Genomic DNA, 24,303 nt, shown 5'->3' on the forward strand with positions numbered 1-24,303 from the left:
CGATCAGCACCGCGGTCTGGATGGTCATGTGCAGCGAACCCGCGATGCGGCAGCCGGCGAGCGGCTGCTCAGAGGCATAGCGCTCGCGCAGGGCCATCAGCCCCGGCATCTCGGTCTCGGCGATGGCGATCTCGCGACGGCCCCAGGGGGCCTGCGTCGGGTCGGCGATGATGGATTCGGTGGGGATCTGTTCAGCGACAGTTGCGTTCATCGGATCGATCTCCTCTCTTGAGAGTCGAACGAGCGCCGTTTGTTACGACCCCGGTGACCCGAGCCTGGCGAGGTGCCTGCACACCGGCGTTGCGCCGGCCGACAGACCCCGTTGCAGCGCTCCTCGGGGCGGGGGTTCATCCTGTTTCAGCCCCACAGTTTACACGCGATCCGCCTGCGACGTGCCACCCTGGGGATTGCCCCGTGCCGTCACCGTCCCGTATCAGCCCCCTGAAATGGCGCCATGGCGCGGTTTACGCGCTGATCAGTGCGCTCCATAACCCGCGGCCCGTACCCCGCTCGATCGGATCGACCGCGGGCGGTTCCAGACCGGATCCGGGGGGCGGTCGGTGCCGACCGGATGGCTCCAACCGGGCCCGACTGGCGCGCAGCCGGGCGGCTGTCCACAATGGCGGGACTGCTGGCGGGCCCGCGTACGGGTTGGGGCACCAGCAGCACCGCACGGTGGCCGACGCAGCGCGCCGTTGCAGGAACATCAATACGTCCAGGGGGCCCGCCATGAAGGCATCCGATCTGTTCGTCCAGTGCCTCGAACGCGAGGGCATCGAATACATCTTCGGGGTCACGGGGGAGGAAAACGCCGATTTCGTCCACTCCCTGAAACACTCCGACCAGATCCGTTTCGTACTGACCCGGCATGAGCAGGGCGCGGCCTTCATGGCCGAGGCCTACGGCAAGCTGACGGGCAACCCCGCCATCTGCCTCGGGACCCTCGGCCCCGGCGCGACCAACCTGATCACGGGCGTGGCCGATGCCGACATGGACCATGCCCCGCTGATCGTCCTGACCGGCCAGGGCGCCACCACGCGCCAGCACAAGGAAAGCCACCAGGTCATGGACGTGGTGCAGATGTACGAGCCCGTGACCAAATGGGCGCAGTCCGTGCACCACCCCGACAGCATCCCGGAGATCGTGCGCAAATCGGTACGTACCGCCCGCGGCGAGAAGCCGGGCGCGGTCCATATCGAGCTGGCGGAGAACATCGCCAAGATGGAGACGGATGTCCGGCCGATGGAGCCGCGGCGCTTCCGCCGGCCCGGCGTCGACGACAAGGTCAGCGACCAGGCCTATGAGCTGATCCGCAACGCCCGCGCCCCGATCATCATCGCCGGCAACGGCGCCGTGCGAAAACGCGCCTCCAACCAGCTCCGCCGACTCGCGGAACAGACCGGCATCCCGGTGACGACCACGTTCATGGGCAAGGGCGCGGTCGATTTCGAGGCGGACTACGCGCTGTACACCATTGGTCTCGGCCAATGGGACCATGTGGCCGACGCGGTCCGCGATGCCGATGTGGTCATCACCGTCGGCTACGACCTCGTCGAGTATCCACCGCAGCTGTGGAACCCGGACGCGACCGAGACCATCGTCCATATCGACTTCGACCCGGCCGAGATCGACCGGGAGTACCACCCGGCCGTCGAACTGGTGGGCGACGTCGCGCATGCCCTGTGGCAACTGAACCGCCGCTTCGAGCGTGACGGTGCGCCGGCCTATGACTTCAGCGTCCAGCAGGCGGCACGGGCCCGCATGAAGGCGGACATGGAGGAGCACGCCGAGGACGACACCGAGGGCATCATCCGCCCGCAAAAGGCGATCTGGGATGTCCGCCAGGTGCTCGGGCCGGACGACGTCGTCCTGTCCGGGGTCGGCGCGCACAAGATGTGGCTCGGGCGCCATTACCACTGCCACGAGCCGAATACCTGCCTCATCCCGAATGGTTTCTGTTCGATGGGTATGCCCCTGCCCGGCGCCATCGGCGCCGCGCTGGTTGCCGACGGCCGCCGGATCGTCGGGATCGCCGGCGATGGCGATTTCATGATGAACGTGCAGGAGATGGAGACGGCCAAGCGGCTCGACTCCGATATCACCATGCTGGTCTGGGAAGACGGCGGCTACGGCCTGATCTCCTGGAAGCAGGACGACCACTTCGGCAGCCACACCGATCTCGAATTCGGCAATCCCGACTGGCTCCACCTTGCCGAGGCGTTCGGCTGGCACGGCCAATACGTGAACAACGCCCGCGACCTGCGCGGCGCGCTGCAGAACGCGCTCGACCACGAGGGGCCGTCACTGGTGGTCATTCCGATCGACTACAGCGAGAACCAGAAGCTGTCGAAACGGTTGGGGGTGTTTACGGGCGAATGACCCGGGGCGCGGCTACCTTGCCGTGACCGCTCGCAGCGATGATGGATACACCCTCCGCCGGCTTGATCGCCGTGCGGGCGCTGATCGCTCCGATGAACCGGCGCCCGTCGGTCGTAGGCGCGTTTTCGCCGAAGGCGAACGCGCGCGTCAAGCGTCAAGCGAGAATTCGGCGCTTAGGGCGGGCTGCGCGCATTCGACCGGCGCGGTGGCGCCGGTCGAAGACGCGCCTACGGCGACGTGCACGCATGAACATCGCGTAGGCCGACCTTGCCCGGCAATGGACGAGGCGTTCGGCCGTTGAAGCGATCGGGCGCCGGGCAATGCCGGCGCCCCGGAGCGTCGGGGGAGGCCGTAACGCCCCGCCTATTATTCGGCGAGTCCGATCGTCGAGACCGGCGGCGCCTCGTTGCCCCAGCTCTGGCGGATATACGTCGCGACCGAGGCGATATCGCGGTCGCCATATTGCTGAAACGGTGGCATGCCGTGGGGGTACGGATTGCCCGGCGTGCTGGCCGGGAAACCGCCCCGGCGGATCATGCGGACGATATTGGCCGGGTTCTCCATGGTCACGGCGCGATTGCCGGCCAGCGCGGCGACGCCGTCATCGCCCTCGCCCGCATCGCCATGGCAGTCGGCGCAGTCACGTCCGTACAGTCTCTCGCCCCGCTCCATCATGGCCTTGACCGTTTCCGGCGAAGGCCGCGGCCGGTAACCGGACGCCTCGATTTCGGCCGTCGGCAGCGCGCGCAGATACTCGGCCATCGCCCGGGCGTCGTCCGGCCGCAGGTACTGCAGACTGTCGAACACCACACCCGCCATCGGACCGACCATGGCCGAATCATTGCCCTTGCCGCTGCGCAGGAAGTCGGCGGCTTCGGCGGTGGACCACTGCTGGAGACCGGCCTCGTCGGGGCTGTTGAGCGAGGGGGCATACCAGCCATGGATCATGCCGCCCGGGGCGTCGACCGCCTCGCGCACCGCACCGAAGGTGCCGCGATCCCGGTGGCACTCGCTGCAGTGGCCGAGGCCCTCCACCAGATAGCGCCCCCGGTGCCACTGCTCATCCCGATCGCCTGCGTTGTCCAGGCTGGCCGGCTGGAAAAACGCCCATTGCCAGACATTCACCAGACCGCGAATGCCGTACGGGAAATCGAGATCATGGTCGCGCGTCTCATGCGTAACGGGATCGATCGACTGGATCCAGGCGTGAATGGCATCGATGTCCTCGACCCGGGTGTGCGTGAAACTCGGATAGGGACAGGCCGGGTACAGCGGCGCGCCGTCGGCGCGCTGTCCGCGCAGCATGGCGTCCCGGAACTGCTCGCGGGACCAGTCGCCGATCCCCGTGCTGCCATCCGGCGTGATGTTGGGCGTGCGGAAGGTGCCGAAGTCGGTCTCCAGCGCGAGCCCGCCCGCGAGCGGTTCGCCGCCGGGTTCGGTGTGGCAGCCGGTGCAGTTGCCGACGCGCGCGAGGTACCGGCCGCGCTCTACCCGCTCGGCGCTTGCCGGATCCGCGCGCTTGTCCACGCCGGCGGGGCGTTCCCCGCCGCCGGTCGTCATCACGGCCGTGACGGTCAGGGCACCGGCCAGCAATACGGCCGGGACGATCCACACGCGGATGGCGCGGCTCATGATCCCGGCCGCTCGACGCTGCCACAGCGCATGGGCAGATCCCTGGCGGGTCCGGTGGCGGGCCGGGTGTCAGCGGGCAGCGGACGCGATGCGAGCCAGGCGGCGACCGCCTCGACATCGCGCTCGTCCAGGCGCTCGACAATCGTCGCCATGCAGTCGGGCTCCGAGGCCTGCCGATGGCCGACCCGCCAGGCGCCGAGCTGCCCGGCGATGTAGTGCTCCGGCAGGCCGATCAGGCCGGGTATATCGGGCCGCACGCCCGCCAGGCGCTCGCCGTGGCAGGCCTGGCACGCGGGGATATCGCGCTCCGGATCGCCCGCGCGCACCAGTTGCTCACCGCGCTCGCGCAGGACCTCGCGCTCCGGTGGTGCGGCCGGATCGGGATACGGCGGCTGTTGGTCCCCGAACCAGTCGGCAATCGCCGCCATGTAGTCATCCGACATCCACTCGACCAGGTGATTCATGGTCGCGTTGGTACGCCGATGTTCGCGGAAATGGACCAGCTGGTTGAACAGATAGCCGGCCGGCTTGCCTTCGATGCGCGGGACGTAGCCCTCGTCGATCCGGATCCCCGTGGACTTGTGGCAGGCCGTGCAGGCGCGCATGCGCTCATCCATATCGGGTGGCGGAGCCGATACCGCAAACACGGGCCAGGACAGCAGCCCGATCAGGGCGGCGATCCGTGACACCCGGCGGGTGGGCCATGTGGGCCCACCCCTCACGCCGGCAGGCCGCCCTGCTCGCGCGTCGCGCGGAACTCGATGTCGGGCCAGCGTTCTTCGGTCATCTGCAGATTGACCCGGGTCGGCGCCAGGTAGACCCATTCGCCGGCGTGGTCCTCGGCGACGTTCAGTGGCGATTTGTCGCGCAGCTGCCGCAGTTGCCGCTCGTCGCCGTAGAGCCAGCGGCAGGTCTGCACACCGATCCCCTCGAACATGCAGTCGACCCGGTACTCGTCACGCAGACGCTGGGCCACCACGTCGAACTGGAGCGTACCGACAGCACCCAGGATCAGGTCGTTGTTGCCGGTCGGGCGGAACAGCTGGGTGGCCCCCTCCTCGCAGAGCTGTTCCAGGCCCTTCTGCAGCGCCTTCATCTTCATCGGGTCCTTGAGCTGGGCCCGGCGGAACAGCTCCGGCGCGAAGTTGGGGATGCCGGTGAAGGCGAAACGCTCGCCCTCGGTAAAGGTATCGCCGATGCGGATGGTGCCGTGGTTGGGCACGCCGATCACGTCGCCCGGGAATGCCTCTTCGGTCTGCCCGCGTTCGGCCGCCATGAAGGTCAGCGCCTGGGCGATCTTCGTGTCCTTGCCGGCACGGACGTTATGCACCTTCATGCCCTTGGCGAAGCGCCCCGAGCAGACCCGGACGAAGGCGATCCGGTCACGGTGCTGGGGATCCATGTTCGCCTGGATCTTGAACACGAAGCCGGAGAATTTCGATTCCGTCGGCTCCACGGTGCGCGTGGTCGCCTCGTGCGCCTGCGGCGGCGGTGCGTACTCCACGAACTCGTCGAGCAGCTCCTGGATACCGAAGTTGTTGATCGCCGAACCGAAGAACACGGGCGTCAGATCGCCGCGCAGATAGGCATCAAGATCGAATGGGTTACTGGCGCCGCGCACCAGCTCGATCTCTTCACGCAGCTCGGCCGCCTGATCGCCCAGCACCTCGTCGAGGCGCGGATTGTCGATCCCGTCGATCTTCTCGCCCTCGACGATGCCGCCGTCATGGCGCGCAGAGAACAGGTGGACCTGCTCCTTCCAGAGGTGGTACACGCCCTTGAAGCGCTTGCCCATGCCGATCGGCCAGGTCACCGGGGCGCAACGGATGGCGAGCGTTTCCTCGACCTCGTCGAGCAGCTCCATCGGCTCCTTGCCCTCGCGGTCGAGCTTGTTGATGAAGGTCATCACCGGCGTCGTGCGCAGGCGGCAGACGTCCATCAGCTTCTCGGTGCGTTCCTCGACGCCCTTGGCGACGTCGATGACCATCAGCGCCGAGTCGACCGCGGTCAGGGTGCGATAGGTGTCCTCGGAGAAGTCCTCGTGGCCGGGCGTATCGAGCAGATTGACGATGCGGTCGGCGTAGGGGAACTGCATGACCGCGGAGGTCACGGAGATGCCGCGCTGCTGCTCCATCTGCATCCAGTCCGCGGTCGCATGGCGCGCGGCCTTGCGGCCCTTGACCGTACCCGCCTGCTGGATCGCCCCGCCATAGAGCAGGAGCTTCTCGGTGACGGTGGTCTTGCCGGCGTCGGGGTGGGAGATGATGGCGAGCGTGCGGCGCCGCGCCGTCTCTTTGCGGGGATCGGCCATAGGGGTATCGGAACTGGTCAGTGGAACGGATCAGCGGCATCGGGCAGGCTCCCGATCGACCGCAGCCGGGTATTATAACTGCTGTGGGGCTTCCTCGTCCGGGTCCGCGAGTCCACGCGCCATGACCAGCGCGTCCTCGCGCCCGAACGGCGCCGGATAATAGTTCGGCCGGCGGCCGACCTCGTGGAATCCGGCCCCCTGATAGAGCGCGATCGCACCATGGTTGGACGGACGGACCTCGAGGAAGGCGCAGTCGGCATTGGCCGTGACCGCGACCTCCAGCAGATTCGACAGCAGTGCACTGGCGACGCCCGAGCGGCGCATGCGGGCATCGACGCAGAGGTTGAGGATATGCGCCTCGCCGGCGCGGGCCATCATGATGCCGTGGCCGTCGATACGACCGTCGCAGTCGGCCACCAGGCAGCAATAGCCCACCCGCAGGCAGTCCTCGAAGATCCGCTGCGACCACGGATACGGATAGCCGCCGCGCTCGACGGCGAGCACGCCCGCGAGATCGGCGTTCTGCATCGGCCGAATCGTGAGAGCGGGGTCGACTACTGCGGCCATGATCGTTCCGCGCGGGTAGACGGCCATAAATTACGCTCGCGCCGGGTGCCCGGGCAAGCGCGTGCGCGACGGCCGGACCGCACGGCACGATGGACGCGCACCAGCGGCCCCATCAGTCGGCCAGCAGGGCCCGAACGGCCTTGAGATCCTCCCAGGACTTGCGCTTCTGTCCCGGGCTCCGCAGCAGGTAGGCCGGATGGTAGGTGACCCGCAGCGGCGTGCCGTTGGGGCCGAAGCGGTGCCAGCGCTCGCGCAGGCGGCCGATGGTCTGATCGGTTTCCAGCAGGCTCTGCGCCGAGATCCGCCCCACCGAGAGGATCACCTTCGGGTCGATCAGCTCGATCTGGCGCCGCAGGTAGCCGGCACAGGCCTGAACCTCGTCGACCTTCGGGTCGCGGTTGTTCGGCGGACGGCATTTGAGGACATTGGTGATATAGACCGTTTGCCGGTCGAGACCGATGGCCGCCAGCATGCGATCGAGCAGCTGACCGGCACGACCGACGAAGGGTTCGCCGCGTCGGTCTTCCTCCTGGCCCGGTGCTTCCCCGATCACCAGCAGGTCGGCGGTCAGGCTGCCGACGCCCGGCACCGCCTGCGTGCGGGTCTCGCACAGCCCGCAGGCGGTGCAGCCGAGGATGGTCTGGCGCAGGGTCTCGCCATCCATCGACGCCACATCGGTCCCTGACACGGCGTGATCGGCCGTCGTGACCGCCGCCTCGCGGTCCTCCGGCATGGACGCCGGAGCGGCGGCGGATTCCGCCGCCGCCGGATCGGGAGCGGGCACCTCGGCCAAGGTGTCGTCGCCCACCGTCTCGACGTCGGGAGAGGTCGTCCGCGATCCACGCGGCACCCAGACGGTCACGCCCATCGCTTCGAGGTAGGCCCGCCGTGTCGCCTCGTCCATCGCCGCGCTCCGGCCCGGGAGCCCTTCAGAGATCGGCCGCGGCGATCTGCGGATGCTCGCGGAAACCCTGCTGGCTGAGCTTGTTGAGCGCGTTCACGTACGACTTGGCCGAGGCGATGACGATGTCGGTATCGGCCGCCTGGCCGTTGACCACGCGATCGCCCTGCAGCAGCCGCACGGTGACCTCGCCCTGGGCATCGGTCCCGCCGGTGATGCTGTTCACCGAGTACAGGCGCAGTTCCGCGCCGCTCTCCACCAGCGACTCGATCGCCTTGAAGGCGGCGTCCACGGGGCCGTCGCCGGTCGCTTTGGCCTGCTTTTCCTCGCCGTCGATCAGCAGCGCGATCGAGGCCTCCGGCACGACGTCGCTCTCGCAGCAGACGTGCAGGCGCTTGAGCTGATAGCGCTCGTTGACCTCTTCCGTGTAGGCCTCGGTCACCAGCGCCTGCAGGTCTTCATCGAAGATCTCGTGCTTCTTGTCGGCCAGATCCTTGAAGCGGGCGAAGACGTCGTCCAGCTCGCCCGCCGTCTCGAACGTGATGCCCAGTTCCTCGAGCTTGCTGCGGAAGGCGTTGCGGCCCGAGTGCTTGCCCATGACCATGCGGTTGTTGTTCCAGCCCACGTCCTGGGCCTTCATGATCTCGTAGGTCTCGCGCGCCTTCAGGACACCGTCCTGATGGATGCCGGACTCGTGGGCGAAGGCGTTGGCGCCGACGATCGCCTTGTTCGGCTGCACGTGGAAACCGGTGATGTTCGCCACCAGGCGCGAGGTGGGCAGGATCTCGGTGGTCTCGATGTCGGTATCGCAGGGGAACACGTCGCGGCGCGTGCGCACCGCCATGACGATCTCCTCCAGCGACGCGTTGCCGGCGCGCTCGCCCAGGCCATTGATGGTGCACTCAACCTGGCGGGCGCCGTTCTGGACACCGGCCAGCGAGTTGGCGACGGCCATGCCCAGGTCGTCGTGGCAGTGCACCGACCAGACCGCCTTGTCGGAATTCGGCACGCGCTCGCGCAGGCTGCGGATCAGCCCACCGTACTGCTCGGGCACGTTGTAACCGACCGTGTCCGGGATGTTCACGGTGCGGGCACCGGCGTCGATGGCCGCCTCGATGATACGGCAGAGGAAATCCGCCTCGGAGCGACCCGCGTCCTCGCAGGAGAACTCGACATCGTCGGTCCACTGCCGGGCGCGCTGGACGGCCGCGACGGCGCATTCCAGCACCGCATCCGGCTCCATCTTCAGCTTGGCCTGCATGTGGATCGGCGAGGTGCCGATGAAGGTATGCACACGGCTCTTGGGGGCGTCCTTGACCGCCTCCCCGGCGCGGTCGATATCGCTCTCTTTCGCCCGCGCGAGACCGGCGACCGTGCTGTATTTACAGGTCCGGGCGACCGCCTGGACGGCGTCGAAATCGCCCTTGCTGGCGGCCGGGAAACCGGCCTCGATGATATCGACCTTCATGCGGTCCAGCGCTTTCGCGATCCGGACCTTTTCTTCCTTCGTCATCGACGCGCCCGGGCTCTGTTCGCCGTCGCGCAGCGTCGTGTCGAATACGTACAGTTTGTCGTGGCTCATGACGGGCTCCGTCTTCTGCCTGCGCCGCCTCGGCGGCACCGATGGTTCGGGCTCGCCGCATCCCGGCCCCTTGTGGGTCGGTGCGGAGTTTTCTGGTTGGGTGCGTTTCGCCTCGCCAGGTCATCTCTCCTGCCCTAGGGCAGGAGGAGAAGCGCGAGCAGAAGCAGGAGGGAGCCGGACAGCAGGGCGTACGTCGGCCGTGCATCGCGGGAAACCGCGACGCGGGAAACGACTTTGCGGCCGGAACGCGCCGTCATGAGGGCTATCCGTGAAGTGACTCGAAAGCGAATATAACGCGCGCGGCGGGTTGTGCCAAGCGCCGGTCTGGTTTCTCCAGACCCGCGGAATCTGGTTCTCGCCAAGGCGCAAAGAGCGCCAAGGCACGCAAAGGACAAGGGAAAAGAGCCAGTGCGCGTGTAGGTCGGACTTCCAGTCCGACACGCCGGAGCCTACGATCTGTCGGACTGGAAGTCCGACCTACGCCAGTTGGATACCATCTTCGCGTCCCTTGGCGCCCTCCGCGCCCTGGCGAGAACCTATCCCGCGACGTCGTCGGTTATCGCGAGTCAGATCCCGCAGACGATCCCGTTTTTCTCGAAGTAGCGCTGGTGGTATTCCTCGGCGCGGTAGAACTCGCCTGCCGGGACGATTTCGGTCGCGATCTGCCCTTTCACCCGGCCCGACCACTGCAGGTCCTCCTTCGAGGCCTCGGCCGCCGCGCGCTGATTCTCATCGATATAGAAGATCGCGGAGCGGTACTGGCTGCCGATATCCGGTCCCTGGCGATTCACCTGGGTCGGATCGTGGCATTGCCAGAAGGTTTCGAGGAGTTGCTCATACGACACCTGCGCCGGGTCCCAGGTCACACGGACCGCCTCGGCGTGGCCGGTGTCCTCGCGGCATACCTGCTTATAGCCCGGATTCTCGACGTGCCCGCCGATGAAGCCGGACTCGACCCCGCTCACGCCACGCACCTGGCGGAACGCATGCTCTACATGCCAGAAACAGCCAGCGGCGAAGATTGCAGTCGCCATGGTCTCGATCTCCGATTGCCTGTGCCCATTATCACACGCCCCCCTGCGCGGGACCTACGGTCGCGCCGGCCCCCTACTCCGCCCCGGCCGCCAGCCAGGCGTCGAAGCGCTCGTCGAGTCGCTCGCGGGTGCGCGCGTACCAGGCCACGTCCTTCTCGATCGCCCGGTCCATGTGCAGGGGGTTGGTCGGCATGTGCGGGCGCATCAGCACGCCGGCCGTGGCGTGCTCACCGACGCGCCGGTTCGCCGATACCCGGGTCGGGCCGTAGGCGATATGGCGCGTCTGCTCCACCAGGGATTCGGTGCGGGTGGCAAAGCGGATGAACCGACGCGAGAGCTCGGGTCGCCCCGCGCCCCGGGGAACGCCCCAGACCTCGAGCTCATAGACCTGGGCATCCCAGACGATCTCGATCGGTTGGTCGCGCACGACCGCGGCATCGAAGAACCGGCCGTTATAGCCCATGGCGAACGAGACGTCGGAGCGCAGCAGCAGTTCGACGGCCTCGGCCGGATCGCTCCACCAGACGATATCCTCGCGGATGCGGTCCAGCCGCTCGAACGCGAGCCGCATGCCGCGGTCGGTCGACAGCAGGCTGTAGAGATCCTCGGCCGGCACGCCGTAGGAGATCAGTGCCCATTCGAGCAGCGCATCGGGGCGACGATGGAACGCGCGCTGGCCCGGGAAGCGCTCCGGATCGAAGAGGTGCTCGATCCGGTACGGCTGGGCGCCCGGAAAGGCCCGTTTGTCGAACGCGTAGACCACCGAGAACACGTTGTGGGCCACGCCGCAGCGGGTGAAACTGCCCTCGATGAAATCCCGTTCCGGCTGCGTACCATCCGGCGCCGCGGCCAGGCTGTTGCGATCGAACGGCTCCAGCAGCCCCTCCTCACAGGCCTGACGGTGGTCCGCCATGGTCATATCGGCGACATCCCACTCGGGGCGCCCGTTGGCCACCTGCTCGCGCAGCGGTTCGACGCCGCCCGCGTAGTCGGCGGTCTCGATCGGCACGCCGGTCTCCGCGGCGAACGGATCGAAATAGGCCTTGCGCTGGCTTTCCTCGTACACCCCGCCCCAGGTCGCGACGTGGAGCGGCTCGGGGTCGTCCTGGGCCAGCGCGGCCCCCCAGAAAAGCAGGCAGCAGAGCGCAACGGACCTCATGGCGCCGCGTGTTCCTCGCGTCGGATCCCGTACATCGTATCCCGGTAGGCGCGCACGATGACCGACTGGGCGATCACGCCGACGATCCGGTTACTGTCGCCCTTTTCGAGCACCGGCAGCATCTCGCCGATATTCGATTCGGCGTGTTTCAGGGCCTCCCAGATCGACGTGTCGACCCGCAGGGCCTCATCGTCCCAGTCGGCGATGCTGTCGACGGTCGCGTTCGGCGCCCGCGCGATCGCGACCAGCAGGCGACTGAGGGTGATGGTGCCGAGATAGTTGCGTTCACGATCGATCAACTGCGCCTCCGTGGCCTCGGCGGCGATCAGCCGGTCGCGCAGCACGCCCAGCGATTCCCCGGGATGCGCCTCCACGAAATGCCGCGTGATGTATGCCTCGATCGTGCTGTGATCCAGCACGAGCTGATCACGTCCCATGGTCAGGTCGCAGCCACGCGCCCGCAGGGCTTCGTCGAACATGGAACGGCCGAACAGGCGATAGGAGACGAGGTTGGCGAACACGACGCTGACCATGACGGCCGTGGTCAATTCATAGTTCCGGGTCAGTTCGAACACGATCAGGATGGTGGTGATCGGCCCGCCGATGACCGGGCTGGTCACCGCCGCCATCCCGCAGATCGCGTAGACGCTGATCGAATCGGCGGCGCCCGGCACCAGCGGCGCCGCCACATAGCCGGCCAGCGCACCGTACAGCGCGCCAATGACCAGCGCCGGGCTGAAGCTGCCCCCGGCGAAGCCGAAGCCCAGGCAGAGCGCGGTGGCGATGATCTTCGCGACCAGCAGCAGACCCAGTTCACCCGCCGAGAAGGCCTCCGGGATGATCGCGAAGCGCAGGGTCTCCTTGCCGATCCCCAGCACCTCCGGCGTCCACAGCGCCATGATCCCGAGGGCGGCACCGGCCGCGGCCGGCCGGAATGGCACCGGCAGGCGCGAGGCCCGGGCGAGACGCCCGGCCAGTATCACCGCGCGCATGAACGCGATGGCCACGAGTGCGCCGAGGATCCCGAGCACGATGAAGGCGCCGAACTCGGCCGGCGCGACCTCGGGCACCACGTTCACCCGGAACAGCGGCCGGGTCTCGAAGACGAAGTTGGTCAGGACGAAGCCGATGGTCGACGCCACCGTGATCGGCGCGAAGGCCTTGAGCGAGTAATGCCTGAGGATGACCTCGTGGGCGAACAGGATCCCGGCGATGGGGGCATTGAACGCCGTCGAGATCGCCGAGGCCACGCCGCAGCCGATCCCGATCGTCCCGAGCGTGGCGCCGCCGGCGGGCATCCAGCGCGCGATCGCGGACCCCAGGGTTGCGCCGAGGTGGACCAGCGGCCCGTATTGGCCCACCGAGGCGCCGGCGCCGAGCGAGGCGATGGCCGCGCCGGCACTGGCGAGTCCCGCCCTTAGGCTCAAGCGGCCATGACCACTCTGGGCGACCTCGATCACATCCGGCGGCCCATGCACGCGCCCGCCGGGCAGCACGTAGCGATTCAGCAGGCCGACCAGCAACCCGCCGGTGGCCAGAACCGCGACCGTCACCCAGGGCAGCCAACGCCAGTCACCATGGATCATGCGGCTGCGGGCCGAGACCCAGAGGACGTCATTGAGCCATTCGACGGCGAACACGAAACCGGTCGCGGCCAGCGACGCGAGACCACCGAGCACCAGGCCCAGCAGGCTGACCGCCAACGCGCGCCGCGCGACATTGGCCAGTCCCGCGGCCTGATCACGGAGGCGGACGAGGGCACTCACCCGCGACACCGCCATCCGGTTTGCCGATCGCGATCGAGTCTGCGCAATTCCCGGGTCCAGATCCTTGGCCGGCCACATTCTGCCACGATACCGCGGCGCGCGTTAGTAAGCGCACCGCCGCCGCTACTCCATCAGATCGGCGTTGTCTCGCGCTGCCCGAGCGATCTCCCGTGCGGTGATGACGCCGCGCAGGTCCTCGATCGCCAATGAACGCCCGACGATCACGATCTCGCTGCTGCTGGAGCGCAGCGCCCGCATCAGGACCGACCAGCGCATACCCGGCGGCACGAGCAGGAAATCGGTCCAGACGAGCTGCTCCGGGTCGTGATCGGCCAGCAGCCACGGCCGTTCCTCGTGCGCGAGGCCATGGATCTCGCCATCGCGTACGACGACGGCATAACGGGCCTCATGCTCGGCGGATCGGGTACGGCACCACTCGGTCAGGTGCTCGTACTCGACGATCTCGAAGTTGCGGCTCATGACCTTGCGCGCGTCCATGGTCACGGACATGGCCGCCTGCAGCCCCTGCGGAACCCCGCGCCCACGCCGCGCCAGTTTCAGCGTATAGATGCTTTCGCTCACCAGGCGCACACGCACCACATAGGCGAGCGCCACCGTGGTGATAATCGGCAGGATCGCCGAGTAATCCAGCGTCTGCTCGAAGATCATGGCGATGGCGGTGACGACCGCGGAGGTCGTCGCGCCGACCATACCGGCCATCCCGGCGACGGCGAACACGACCGGATCGACCTCGATGCCCGGCATCAGGAAGCCCGACAGTTCGGCCCAGGCGGCCCCGAGCGTCGCGCCCAGGAACAGCGACGGCGAGAACACCCCGCCCGAAGCCCCGGTCCCGAGGGTGAGCGCCGTTGCCAGCATCTTGGCGGCGAACAGCAGCAGCAGGAACAGGGGGTCCGTGAGGACGCCGCGCAACACATCGAGGATCGTGGCGTAACCGACTCCGGCGACATAGTACTCGCCGGTATACACCAGGAAGCCGTAGATCATGAGCCCGACGATGAACATCGCGCTCATGTGGCACAGGTAATCGTTATCGAACAGCCCGTTGAAGCGGTCTTCCATCCAGTAGATGGAGCGCACGAAGGCCGCAGCCGCCAACCCCGTCAGCAAACCGAACGGCACGCAAAGCAGCAGCTGGTACGTACCGATCAGGTGGTCCGAGAACAGGTCGACGGAGGGGATCTCGAACGTCGGACCGATACCGGAATAGAGGCGCCCGATGAACGTGGCCGTCACGGTGGCGCTCGCGACCACGGCGATATTGAGCGCGCTGACCGAGACCAGCAGCAATTCGACCGCGAACGCGAGTCCGCCCAGCGGCGCGTTGAAGGTGGCGGCGATGCCGGCGGCCGCCCCGGCGCCGACCAGCACGATCCGCTGCCGGGCCGGCATCGCCCGGAAGCCGGCGGCCAGCGCCCCGAACGAGGAACCGATCTGGATAATCGGCCCTTCGCGCCCGACCGAGCCGCCGCTGCCGATGGATACCGCCGAGGCGAGCGCCTTCGCCACCACCGTGACGGGGCGGATACGACCCCCGTGGTAGTAAATGGCGTGCATCACCTCGGGCACACCGCTCCCCCGCGACTCCGGCGACAGCGTATTGGTGATCCAGGTGACGATCGCCGCGCCGACGACAGGCACGAAGATGACGCCCCAGCCCCACGGGCTCAGCGCCAAGTGTTCGTCGGGCTCGAAGTGAAAACCGAACTCGCCGTAGAACAGCAGGCTCTCGGAAAACGCGATCGTACCCTGAAAGAGAATCGACCCGACGCCGGCGAGGATGCCGACGATCAGGGCCATGATGAACATGTCCCAGGCGGGCAGGAGGTCTTTTTCGTCGGTACGCGCGTACCGCTCTTTGTCCGGATCGCTCATGCGGGGGAGATGACGAAGGTTGCCCGTGACGGATGGAGGCCATCCGCCGGCCTGAATGAAATCGCCCCGGCCCGCTGTGGGCGGACCGGGGCGATGGGGAAGTCAGCGGCTCAGGCCGCCTCTTCCATATCACTCGAGTAACGACCCAGCATCGCTTCGCTGTTGAGCTTCGCGCGCTGGAAGAGCGCGTTCTGCGCCGCCTCGGTGTTGCCGTCGTCGCCCCGCCAGGCCTGCATGACCGGTTCCTGCAGCGCGCGGGCGTAGGAGAAGCCGAGCTTCCAGGGCTGCTCGCCCAGGCGGTTCATGGCATCGAGATGCTGCGTGGCACGCACCGGCGACTGCCCACCGGAGAGGAAGACGATGCCGGGTACCGCGGCCGGCACAAGCTCGCGTGCCAGCGATACGGTTTCCTCGGCGACCTCTTCAACGCTCGCCTGCTCGGAACAGGCCTTGCCGGAGAGCACCATGCTGGCCTTGAGCAGCGAGCCCTCGAGCAGCACGTCCTGGCGGTGCATCTGGTTATACAGGTGATACCAGGTCTCGGCCGTGGCCTGGCGGCACTGTTCGATGGTGTGCTCGCCGTCGATCAAAACCTCAGGCTCGACGATCGGCACGATGTCCGCTTCCTGACAGAGCGCGGCGTAGCGGGCCAGCGCGTGCGCGTTCGCCTCCATGCAGGCGGTGGTGGGCATGCCCTCGCCGATCGCGATGACGGACCGCCACTTGGCGAAGCGCGCGCCCAGCTCGTAGTACTCGGCGAGCCGCTCGCGCAGGCCATCCAGGCCCTCGGTGACCTTCTCCTCGCCAAACCCGGCGAGCGGCTTCGCGCCCTTGTCGACCTTGATCCCGGGCACCACGCCCTTGTCCGAAAGGACCTTCGGCAGCGGCGTGCCGTCGCTCGCGCTCTGGCGAATGGTCTCGTCGAACAGGATGATACCGCTGAGGTAGCGCTCGATTTCGGGCGTGGTGAACAACAGCCGGCGGTACGCCAGGCGGTTCTCCTCGGTCGATTCGACGTCGATTTCACGGAAACGCTTCGCGATCGTCGGCCCGCTCTCGTCGGCGGCAAGCAGCCCCTTGCCGGGCTCGACGAGCGCGTTGGCGACCGTGATCAGTTGACTGGTATTCATTGGAGAGGCCCTTCCCGTTTTATAGGTCTGAGATGCGCCGCCGCGGGCGCCTGGTGATCGCTGATCGGCTGCGGCGGATTATAGCAGCGGCCCAGCGGAACGGACTATGGCGCGACATGCCGCAGAAGGGCATCGGCCAGGCGGATCACTGGTGGGCCATACGGGGAGTCCGGTTACTCTCTGAGCGGACTGACCGCATGGCCCACTAGGCGCCCTCGTCGTCCCACCACTCGGCGCGCGCGAGCCGCGCACGCAGTTCTTCGTCGCTGAAATCCGCGAGCATGGTCTGGGCTTCGGCGGCGTTGTCCGCCTCGAGCGCCAACCAGCAGACGCCGCTGTTGCCGGCGGCCGCGAACATCAGGGTGATCGCGCCATAGGAGCCCGCGGACACGGCGACCGTCCATTCCACGCCTTCGCCGTCATGGAAACGTCGCATCCGCGGTCGCTCCCTCAGCGGCGACCGGCGCCGTCGTCGACATGCGGGCCGGGGTCGTTGCCGGCCCGTCCGTCCGAATCGTCAGCCGGCACGCCGGCCTCCGCTTCCGCGCCGGCGCCCGGATGGCGGCGTCCCCGGCGCCGCAGCCGCCGAAACGCCCACCACGCCGGCCCCGAAAGGGCGTACAGCGCGAAGCCGGCGAAGATCACGACCGGCGGATCGATGGTCGCGAACACGAACAGCATGACCACGGCCAGCATGGTGATGAACGGCACGCGCCGGTGACCGCCGAGATCCTTGAAGCTGTAATACGGCAGGCTGGTGACCATCAGCAGTCCGGTGGCGAGGGTCACGACGAACGCGAGCGTCATCAGCTCCTGCCCGGAGATGCCGAAAGAGCGGGAAACCCAGACCATGCCCACCATCACGGCGGCCGCCGAGGGGCTCGCCAGCCCCTGGAAAAAGCGCTTGTCGGCCTTGCCGACCTGGGTGTTGAAGCGGGCCAAGCGCAGCGCGCAGCAGGCCGTATAGATGAAGGCCACCAGCCATCCGAGCTGGCTCCAGCTCGCGGCGACATCGCCGACATTCTTGAGCGACCACTCGTAGACGATCAGTGCCGGTGCCACGCCAAACGACACCATGTCCGACAGGCTGTCGTATTCGGCGCCGAAATCACTCTGGGTATCGGTCATGCGGGCGACGCGCCCATCGAGCCCGTCGAGCACCATCGCGATGAGGATCGCGATCGCCGCCGGGGCGAAATTCCCCTGCAGGGCGGCCACGATGGCGAAGAAACCGGCGAACAGTGCGCCGGTCGTGAACAGGCTCGGCAACAGATAGATGCCGCGTCGGCGTTTGCGTTCATCCGCTGTATTCAATGACGACTCCCCGGGGCATCAGGCCCCGTGTACCAGTTGGCACAGCAGGGTCGCGCCCGCCTCCACCGACTCGCCCGATTGTACCGCGGGGGTACTGTCGGGCGGCAGATAGAGCGTGATGCGCCGGCCCCAGCCGGCCAATCCCCGCCGCTGCCCCTGACCGACCCGCTCGCCCGGCTGTACCGACCAGCGCAGCGGGCCGCGGGACAGGGGCGGACGGCTCACGGTGAAGACGACGTCATCGCCCTCGTCCGTGCGCAGATGGATGGCGAGGCGCTCGCCATCCACATGGCCCGGGATTTCGGGCCCGGCCCAGATCTGTACGATACGGCCCTCGGCCGGACTGCAGAGGATGGCCGGGGCGATCCAGCCCTGCTGCACCACGACCGCGAGCGCGTCACGGCGCAGAAACGGGTCCTCGATCCGCTCCACCGCATCAATGCGGCCGTCCACCGGACTCACGATACCCAGCGGATGGGACGGCACACTGCGCTCCGGATCACGCCCGAGGACGTAGATGCCGGCACCGGCGAGGACCGCCAGAGCGACCAGCGCCGGCGAACCGCTGACCGCCGCGCCCAGACCGGCCAGGACCGCGATCCCGAACGGCAGGCGGAAGAGTGTCAGCAGGCGCATGGAGCTGGCCGCTGGCCGTTTCGTCCGCTCAGTTCTTCGACTTGTCGACGATCTTCGACGACGCGATCCAGGGCATCATCGAGCGCAGCTTGTTGCCGACCTGGGTGATCTCGTGCTCATCGGCAATGCGGCGGTTCGCCTTGAGGACCGGGGCGTTCGCCTGGTTCTCGAGGATGAACTCGCGCGCGAACTCGCCGTTCTGGATCTCGTCGAGGATCCGGCGCATCTCCGCCTTCGCATCGTCGTTGATGATCCGCGGACCGCGCGTGAAACCGCCGTACTCGGCCGTGTTCGAGATCGAGTAATTCATGTTGGCGAGACCGCCCTCGTAGAGCAGATCGACGATCAGCTTGGTCTCGTGCAGGCATTCGAAATACGCCATTTCCGGCGCGTAGCCGGCCTCGACCAGGGTCTCGTAGCCTTTCTGGATGAGCGACCCGAGGCCACCGACCAGTACCACCTGCTCGCCGAACAGGTCGGTCTCGGTCTCTTCCTGGAAGGAGGTCTCGATGACGCCGGCGCGACCACCGCCATTCGCGGAGGCATAGGCCAGCGCGATCGCCCCGGCCTGGCCGGACGAGTCCTGCTTGACGGCGATCAGGCTCGGCACGCCGCCGCCCTGGGTGTAGGTCGAACGCACCAGGTGCCCGGGGCCTTTCGGCGCCACCATGATCACGTCGAGATCGGCACGCGGTTCGATCTGGCCGTAATGGATGTTGAAACCGTGGGCGAATGCGAGCGCCGCGCCCTGCTTGATGTTCGGCAGGATCCGCTCCTCGTAGATCGCCTTCTGGTGCTCGTCCGGGGCCAGCAGCATCACGACGTCGGCGGCGGCCACGGCATCCTCGATCGAGGCGACCTTCAGGCCCGCGTTGCTCGCCTTCTGCTCCGAGGCCGAGCCCGGGCGCAGACCGACGGTGACATCGACGCCGGACTCGTTCAGGTTATTCGCATGGGCATGGCCCTGCGAGCCGTAACCGATAATCGCCACCTTGCGCTTGGTGATCAGCGAAAGGTCGGCATCTTTGTCGTAATAGACGTTCATCGCGTGTCTCTCCGTCAGTTCGTTCTTCGTTCGATGAGTATTTCCGTGTAGCCCGGATGAAGCGAAGCGGAATCCGGGGGGATCACCAGAAGCGGCGTGCCCCCGGATTCCGCTTCGCTTCAACCGGGCTACGGAATCAGGTGTCGATTGTTCAATCGGTGACGTTCAGTACCTCAGGACCTTCTCGCCACGCGCGATGCCCGTCGCTCCGGACCGGGCCACCTCGAGGATCGTGTGCTCCCCGAGCGCGTTCATGAACGCGTCGATCTTCTGCCCGTCACCCGTCAGCTGGATGATGTAGCTCTTTTCCGTCACGTCGACGATCTGGCCGCGGAAGATGTCGACCAGGCTGCGGATCTCCTCGCGCCCGGTGCCCTCGGCGCGGACCTTGATCAACAGCAGCTCGCGCTCCACGTGGCTCGACTCGGTGAGATCGGACAGGCGCACCACATCGACCAGCTTGTTCAGCTGTTTGGTGATCTGCTCGACGATCTCGTCCGTTCCGGAAGTCACGATCGTCATGCGCGAAAGCGAGCGATCGTTGGTCGGCGCGACCGTCACCGACTCGATGTTGTAGCCACGGGCGGAAAAAAGCCCGGACACGCGGGAAAGCGCGCCGGACTCGTTCTCCAGCAACAGGGATATGATGTGCCGCATTCGACGGGTTCCTTCAGGCCAGTTCGCGGTCGCTCGACAGGTGCATCTCGTGATGCCCCTTGCCGGCTGCGATCATCGGGTAGACGTTCTCCGTCTGGTCCGTGATGAAATCAAGGAACGTGACCTCACCCCGCCGTTCCAGCGCTTCGCGCAGGGCGCCCTCGACATCCGCCTTGTTCTCGACGCGCACGCCGCGATGCCCGTAGCTCTCGGCGAGGGCCACGAAGTCCGGCAGCGCGTCCACATAGGAATGGGAGTAGCGCTTGGAGTAGAAGAACTCCTGCCACTGACGGACCATCCCCATGTAGCGGTTGTTCAGGTTGACGATGACCACCGGCAGATCGTACTGCTTCATGGTCGAGAGTTCCTGGATGCACATCTGGATGCTGGCCTCGCCCGTCACGCAGACGACCGTGGCATCCGGATGGGCCAGCTTGACCCCCATCGCCGAGGGCAGGCCGAAGCCCATGGTTCCGAGGCCGCCGGAGTTGATCCAGCGCCGCGGCTTGTCGAACTTGTAGAACTGGGCGGCGAACATCTGGTGCTGGCCGACATCGGAGGTGACGTAGGTCTCGGAGTCCTTCGTCAGTTCGTACAGCTTCTCGACCACGTACTGCGGCTTGATGACATCGGCCTCGCGATCATAGGCGAGGCAGTCCGTCGCCGCCCAGCGGCGGATCTGGCCCCACCAGGTCTCGAGCGCCTGCGGATCCGGGCGCCGGTCGCTGGCGCGCACCACCTTGAGCATATCGTCCAGCACATGGCGGACGTCGCCGACGATCGGCACGTCGACATGGACGTTCTTCGAGATCGACGCCGGGTCGACGTCGATGTGCACGATCCGGGCATGCGGGCAGAAGTGCTCGAGTTCACCGGTCACGCGGTCATCGAACCGGGCGCCGATGGCGAACAGCACGTCGCATTCGTGCATCGCCATGTTCGCCTCGTAGGTCCCGTGCATGCCGAGCATGCCGACGAACTGCTCGTCCGTGGCCGGATAGGCGCCGAGCCCCATGAGGGTGTTCGTGATCGGATAGCCCAGCTCGCGGGTCAGCGCGGTCAATTCTTCCGAGGCGTCGGCGAGAATGACGCCGCCGCCGGAGTACACCATCGGGCGCTCGGCCGACAGCAGCAGATCCACGGCCTTGCGGATCTGGCCGGGATGCCCCTTCACGGTCGGGTTGTACGAGCGCATCCGGATCTGTTCCGGGTACTCGAACGGGACCTTGATATGCGGCGCGGTGATGTCCTTCGGGATGTCGACCAGCACCGGGCCGGGACGACCCGAGGTCGCCACGTAGAACGCCTTGGCCATGACCTCGGCCAGATCCTCGATCCGGTCGACCAGGAAGTTGTGCTTGACGCAGGGGCGCGTGATGCCGACCGCGTCGCACTCCTGGAACGCATCGGAACCGATCGCCTTCGTCGCCACCTGGCCGGAGAGGATCACCATCGGGATGGAGTCCATATTGGCGGTCGCGATCCCGGTCACGCAGTTGGTGACACCGGGCCCCGAGGTGACGAGCACCACGCCGGGTTTGCCGGTCGAGCGCGCATAGCCGTCCGCCGCGTGTACGGCGCCCTGCTCGTGGCGTACGAGGATGTGCTCCACCGCGTCCTGCTGATACAGCGCATCATAGATATGAAGCGCCGCACCACCGGGATACCCGAAGATGTGTTCGACCCCCTCGCGCCGGAGGGCCTCCATCACGATTTCGCCGCCGGATAATTCCACGGTACAACTCCCCCGAGAGTCGATGAGAATCGAAGCGACGGCCGGCCGTCGCTCCGCCGGTCGCAACGCGTCCGGCTGAACTGTCAAGTGTAATACGCCAGACCGCGGATTTCACGGGGATTGAGCGGCTTACTCGACCAGACCGGCGCTCCACCCGGGAATTCCCCGGGCGCATTGCCGCCCACGGGGTGTTTCTGGGCCTCGGGATTACGCAAGAGTAATGGGCAAGCGGCTGCAGCCGAGCCATAATCGGGAGGTCCGGGGCCCGGCCACGGGCTGCGGCACGGGTGTCGACCGGACACTGCCGCCGCCGCAGCCGGATCGTTGCATCCGGAGACCAATGCATTGATTCGACGCATCGCGATCCTGTTGCTGCTGGCCACCGTAAGCGGTGCCCCGGCGGCCACCGCCAGCGAGCTCCCCGCAATGGGCGAGCCCGTGGACCAGGTACTGTCGCCCCGCCAGGAGGCCGAGATCGGCCGCGAGCTGATGGTGCAGGCGCGACGCACGCTCGACCTCAACCACGATCCCGAGATCGCCGCCTACCTCGATGGCGTCGGCCGCCGCCTCGCGGCCCACAGCGACTCGACCCCGGTGAACGGCTATACGTTCTTCGTGGTCCGCAATAATTCGATCAACGCCTTTGCCGGCCCGGGCGGCTATATCGGCGTGCACTCCGGGCTGATTCTCGAGGCCGACAGCGAGGCCCAGCTGGCCGGCGTGATCGCGCACGAAATCGCCCATGTGTCGCAACGCCACATCGCTCGCTCCTTCGCGCGCTCGCAGCGCGACAGCTACGCCACGCTGGCGGCGATCCTGGCGGGTATCGTGATCGGTTCCCAGAACCCCCAGGCGGGTCAGGCCGCGATTACCGGCGGTATCGCCGCCGAGCAGCAGCGCCGGATCAACTACACGCGCTCGAACGAGTACGAGGCCGACCGGATCGGGATTGAGCTGCTCGCGCGCGCCGGATACGCGCCGAGCGGCATGACGGAGTTTTTCGAAACGCTCATGCGCGCGTCGGGACCAGGCGGCAGCCAGGTCCCCGAATTCCTCCGCACGCACCCCCTGTCGCAGAACCGGATCGCGGAGGCGGCCTCCCGTGCCGGGGCCCTGGAGCGCTCCGATCAGCGCAGCGACACGCTGTCCTTCCAACTCATGAAAGCGCGCATCGAGGCCGTATACAGCGACCAGCCTGGCCGGCTCCACGATCGGTGGCGGCTGCGCGAGCCGACCGACGACGCGGACCGCGCGGCCGCGCGGGAATACGGCCTCGCGGTGCTCGAACTGCGACTCGACCAGCCCGGGCGCGCACGCGAGCGCCTCGACGAACTGCACGCGGCCGCGCCCGACAACCTGCATTACGGCCTTGCGCTGGCGCGGGCACTGCAGGCCAGCGGTGATGCCGACGCGGCGCTGGCAACCTGGGAGGATACCCGCGCCCTGCACCCGGAGAGCTACCCCGTAGTGGCGACCGGCCATCAGCTCCTGCTGGGGAACGATCAGGCCGATCAGGCAGTCGAACTGGTAACCGATTACCTGCGTGGCAACGGCCCGATCGAACCCGGTGCATGGCGCCTGCTCGCGGAGGCGGCCGACACCGCCGGGCGCCCCGGTCGCAGCCACGAAGCGCTGGGCGAATACTACGTGCGCGTGGATCGACTGGAACAGGCCCTGACGCAAATGGAGCTCGCCCTCGAGCATGCCGAGCCCGGGTCGACCGAGCATACCCGGCTGTCCACACGAGTCGAACAGGTGCGCGAACTGCGGCGGGAGCGGCTCGCCAGCAATCCCCTGGGCGGCTGACAACGAATACGGATCACGAACGCGGGGAGTGCGCCGTTGCCATGGCGCGCCGCCCCCGGGTTAGTATCACGGAAACGCACGCACACCACTCGGCCCCACACGGGGCATAGCGAAAACAAGCGAAACAAGGAGTAGCACGATGGTCCGACGCATGCTTGGCACGACCGTGGCCTTCGCCGCGCTGGCGATCGCACAGCCGGCACTGGCCGCCGAAACCTATGTCTTTGACAAGGCACACACGAATATCCAGTTCAGCTGGGATCATTTCGGGTTTTCGACCACCAGCGCCGAGTTCGAGGAGTTCTCGGGCGAGCTCCAGTTCGATCCCGAAGACCACGCCAACAGTTCCGTCGAGGTGACCATCGACCTTGACTCGGTGGATAGCGGTTTCGATACGTTCAACGGGCACCTCACGGAAAAACCGGAGTGGTTCAATACCGACGAGTACCCGGAGGCCACGTTTACCAGCACCGGGATCGAGCCGGTCGGTGACAACCGCCTGCACGTGACGGGCGACCTGACCCTCAAGGGCGTAACGAAAGAGGTCACCCTGGATACGACGATCAACAAGATCGGCCAGCACCCGGTAACGAATGCAAAGACCATCGGCTTTGACGCGACCACCACGGTCAGCCGGAGCGCGTTCAACATGGGCAAATATGCGCCCAGCGTGAGTGACGAAGTCACCATCAGCATCTCCTCCGAGATGCAGCGCGAATCCGATCTCTGACCAGGGGGAGCGCCGGGGCGGGC

The 24,303-nt window shown here is 67.1% G+C and carries 21 protein-coding genes and 1 riboswitch; of the genes, 3 read left to right on the top strand and 18 right to left on the bottom strand.

Features of this window, described 5'->3' with window-relative positions:
- The coding region (locus A0W70_RS12875) for an adenosylhomocysteinase (protein WP_139150868.1) at nucleotides 1-211 on the bottom strand (211 nt) is incomplete at its 3' end.
- Between the two features lie 23 nt (nucleotides 212-234).
- Nucleotides 235-342, bottom strand: a riboswitch (S-adenosyl-L-homocysteine riboswitch).
- A gap of 387 nt (nucleotides 343-729) precedes the next feature.
- Here A0W70_RS12875 and A0W70_RS12880 point away from each other — a divergent pair.
- Entirely contained in the window at nucleotides 730-2,379 is a 1,650-nt protein-coding gene (locus A0W70_RS12880; RefSeq protein ID WP_067563153.1) for an acetolactate synthase large subunit, read from the top strand.
- A gap of 366 nt (nucleotides 2,380-2,745) precedes the next feature.
- Here A0W70_RS12880 and A0W70_RS12885 read toward each other — a convergent pair whose 3' ends face one another.
- The 17 genes from A0W70_RS12885 to ilvB form a co-directional block, all read right to left on the bottom strand.
- Complete coding sequence (locus A0W70_RS12885) at nucleotides 2,746-4,011, bottom strand: c-type cytochrome (protein ID WP_067563156.1); 1,266 nt, start codon at nucleotides 4,009-4,011, stop codon at nucleotides 2,746-2,748.
- Nucleotides 4,008-4,616 (bottom strand): c-type cytochrome, encoded by a 609-nt coding sequence (locus A0W70_RS12890; protein ID WP_217495447.1) that lies wholly within the window; start codon nucleotides 4,614-4,616, stop codon nucleotides 4,008-4,010. Before A0W70_RS12890 ends, A0W70_RS12885 begins: the two co-directional genes overlap by 4 nt.
- Nucleotides 4,617-4,729: 113 nt before the next feature.
- Nucleotides 4,730-6,322, bottom strand: coding sequence for a peptide chain release factor 3 (locus A0W70_RS12895; RefSeq protein WP_067563164.1), 1,593 nt, complete (start codon nucleotides 6,320-6,322; stop codon nucleotides 4,730-4,732).
- Nucleotides 6,323-6,394: 72 nt separating this feature from the next.
- Nucleotides 6,395-6,889, bottom strand: a complete 495-nt coding sequence (gene rimI, locus A0W70_RS12900) for a ribosomal protein S18-alanine N-acetyltransferase (RefSeq protein ID WP_067563400.1) — start codon at nucleotides 6,887-6,889, stop codon at nucleotides 6,395-6,397.
- Nucleotides 6,890-7,001: 112 nt separating this feature from the next.
- On the bottom strand, nucleotides 7,002-7,793 hold the full coding sequence (locus A0W70_RS12905; RefSeq protein WP_067563168.1) for a uracil-DNA glycosylase: 792 nt from the start codon (nucleotides 7,791-7,793) through the stop codon (nucleotides 7,002-7,004).
- Nucleotides 7,794-7,818: 25 nt separating this feature from the next.
- Complete coding sequence (locus A0W70_RS12910; protein WP_067563171.1) at nucleotides 7,819-9,372, bottom strand: 2-isopropylmalate synthase; 1,554 nt, start codon at nucleotides 9,370-9,372, stop codon at nucleotides 7,819-7,821.
- 566 nt (nucleotides 9,373-9,938) lie between these two features.
- Nucleotides 9,939-10,406 carry a peptide-methionine (S)-S-oxide reductase MsrA gene (msrA, locus tag A0W70_RS12915; RefSeq protein ID WP_067563174.1) on the bottom strand — a complete coding sequence of 156 codons (468 nt, stop codon included), beginning with the start codon at nucleotides 10,404-10,406 and terminating at the stop codon, nucleotides 9,939-9,941.
- A 73-nt stretch (nucleotides 10,407-10,479) separates the two neighbouring features.
- On the bottom strand, nucleotides 10,480-11,565 hold the full coding sequence (locus tag A0W70_RS12920; protein ID WP_067563177.1) for an extracellular solute-binding protein: 1,086 nt from the start codon (nucleotides 11,563-11,565) through the stop codon (nucleotides 10,480-10,482).
- Nucleotides 11,562-13,331, bottom strand: a complete 1,770-nt coding sequence (locus A0W70_RS12925) for a chloride channel protein (protein ID WP_245675885.1) — start codon at nucleotides 13,329-13,331, stop codon at nucleotides 11,562-11,564. Before A0W70_RS12925 ends, A0W70_RS12920 begins: the two co-directional genes overlap by 4 nt.
- 123 nt (nucleotides 13,332-13,454) lie before the next feature.
- Nucleotides 13,455-15,227: a chloride channel protein gene (locus A0W70_RS12930; protein WP_067563185.1), complete on the bottom strand. Its 1,773-nt coding sequence runs from the start codon at nucleotides 15,225-15,227 to the stop codon at nucleotides 13,455-13,457.
- Between the two features lie 110 nt (nucleotides 15,228-15,337).
- Complete coding sequence (locus A0W70_RS12935) at nucleotides 15,338-16,357, bottom strand: class I fructose-bisphosphate aldolase (protein ID WP_067563190.1); 1,020 nt, start codon at nucleotides 16,355-16,357, stop codon at nucleotides 15,338-15,340.
- Between the two features lie 205 nt (nucleotides 16,358-16,562).
- Nucleotides 16,563-16,793 (bottom strand): hypothetical protein, encoded by a 231-nt coding sequence (locus A0W70_RS12945; RefSeq protein ID WP_067563193.1) that lies wholly within the window; start codon nucleotides 16,791-16,793, stop codon nucleotides 16,563-16,565.
- A gap of 14 nt (nucleotides 16,794-16,807) precedes the next feature.
- Nucleotides 16,808-17,671: a CDP-diacylglycerol--serine O-phosphatidyltransferase gene (gene pssA / locus A0W70_RS12950; protein ID WP_070989424.1), complete on the bottom strand. Its 864-nt coding sequence runs from the start codon at nucleotides 17,669-17,671 to the stop codon at nucleotides 16,808-16,810.
- Nucleotides 17,672-17,689: 18 nt separating this feature from the next.
- Nucleotides 17,690-18,307: a phosphatidylserine decarboxylase gene (locus tag A0W70_RS12955; RefSeq protein ID WP_067563197.1), complete on the bottom strand. Its 618-nt coding sequence runs from the start codon at nucleotides 18,305-18,307 to the stop codon at nucleotides 17,690-17,692.
- A 28-nt stretch (nucleotides 18,308-18,335) separates the two neighbouring features.
- A complete protein-coding gene (ilvC, locus tag A0W70_RS12960; protein WP_067563200.1) occupies nucleotides 18,336-19,352 on the bottom strand; it encodes a ketol-acid reductoisomerase in 1,017 nt (338 codons plus the stop codon).
- A 165-nt stretch (nucleotides 19,353-19,517) separates the two neighbouring features.
- Entirely contained in the window at nucleotides 19,518-20,009 is a 492-nt protein-coding gene (ilvN, locus tag A0W70_RS12965; RefSeq protein ID WP_067563203.1) for an acetolactate synthase small subunit, read from the bottom strand.
- A gap of 13 nt (nucleotides 20,010-20,022) precedes the next feature.
- A complete protein-coding gene (gene ilvB, locus A0W70_RS12970) occupies nucleotides 20,023-21,744 on the bottom strand; it encodes a biosynthetic-type acetolactate synthase large subunit (protein WP_067563207.1) in 1,722 nt (573 codons plus the stop codon).
- 345 nt (nucleotides 21,745-22,089) lie between these two features.
- Here ilvB and A0W70_RS12975 point away from each other — a divergent pair, with 345 nt between their 5' ends.
- Together A0W70_RS12975 and A0W70_RS12980 are read left to right on the top strand one after the other, a co-directional pair.
- Entirely contained in the window at nucleotides 22,090-23,550 is a 1,461-nt protein-coding gene (locus A0W70_RS12975) for a M48 family metalloprotease (RefSeq protein ID WP_067563210.1), read from the top strand.
- 139 nt (nucleotides 23,551-23,689) lie between these two features.
- Complete coding sequence (locus tag A0W70_RS12980) at nucleotides 23,690-24,280, top strand: YceI family protein (protein ID WP_067563213.1); 591 nt, start codon at nucleotides 23,690-23,692, stop codon at nucleotides 24,278-24,280.
- Nucleotides 24,281-24,303 lie beyond the last annotated feature (23 nt).

This window comes from Halofilum ochraceum, assembly GCF_001614315.2.
Lineage (GTDB): Bacteria > Pseudomonadota > Gammaproteobacteria > XJ16 > Halofilaceae > Halofilum > Halofilum ochraceum.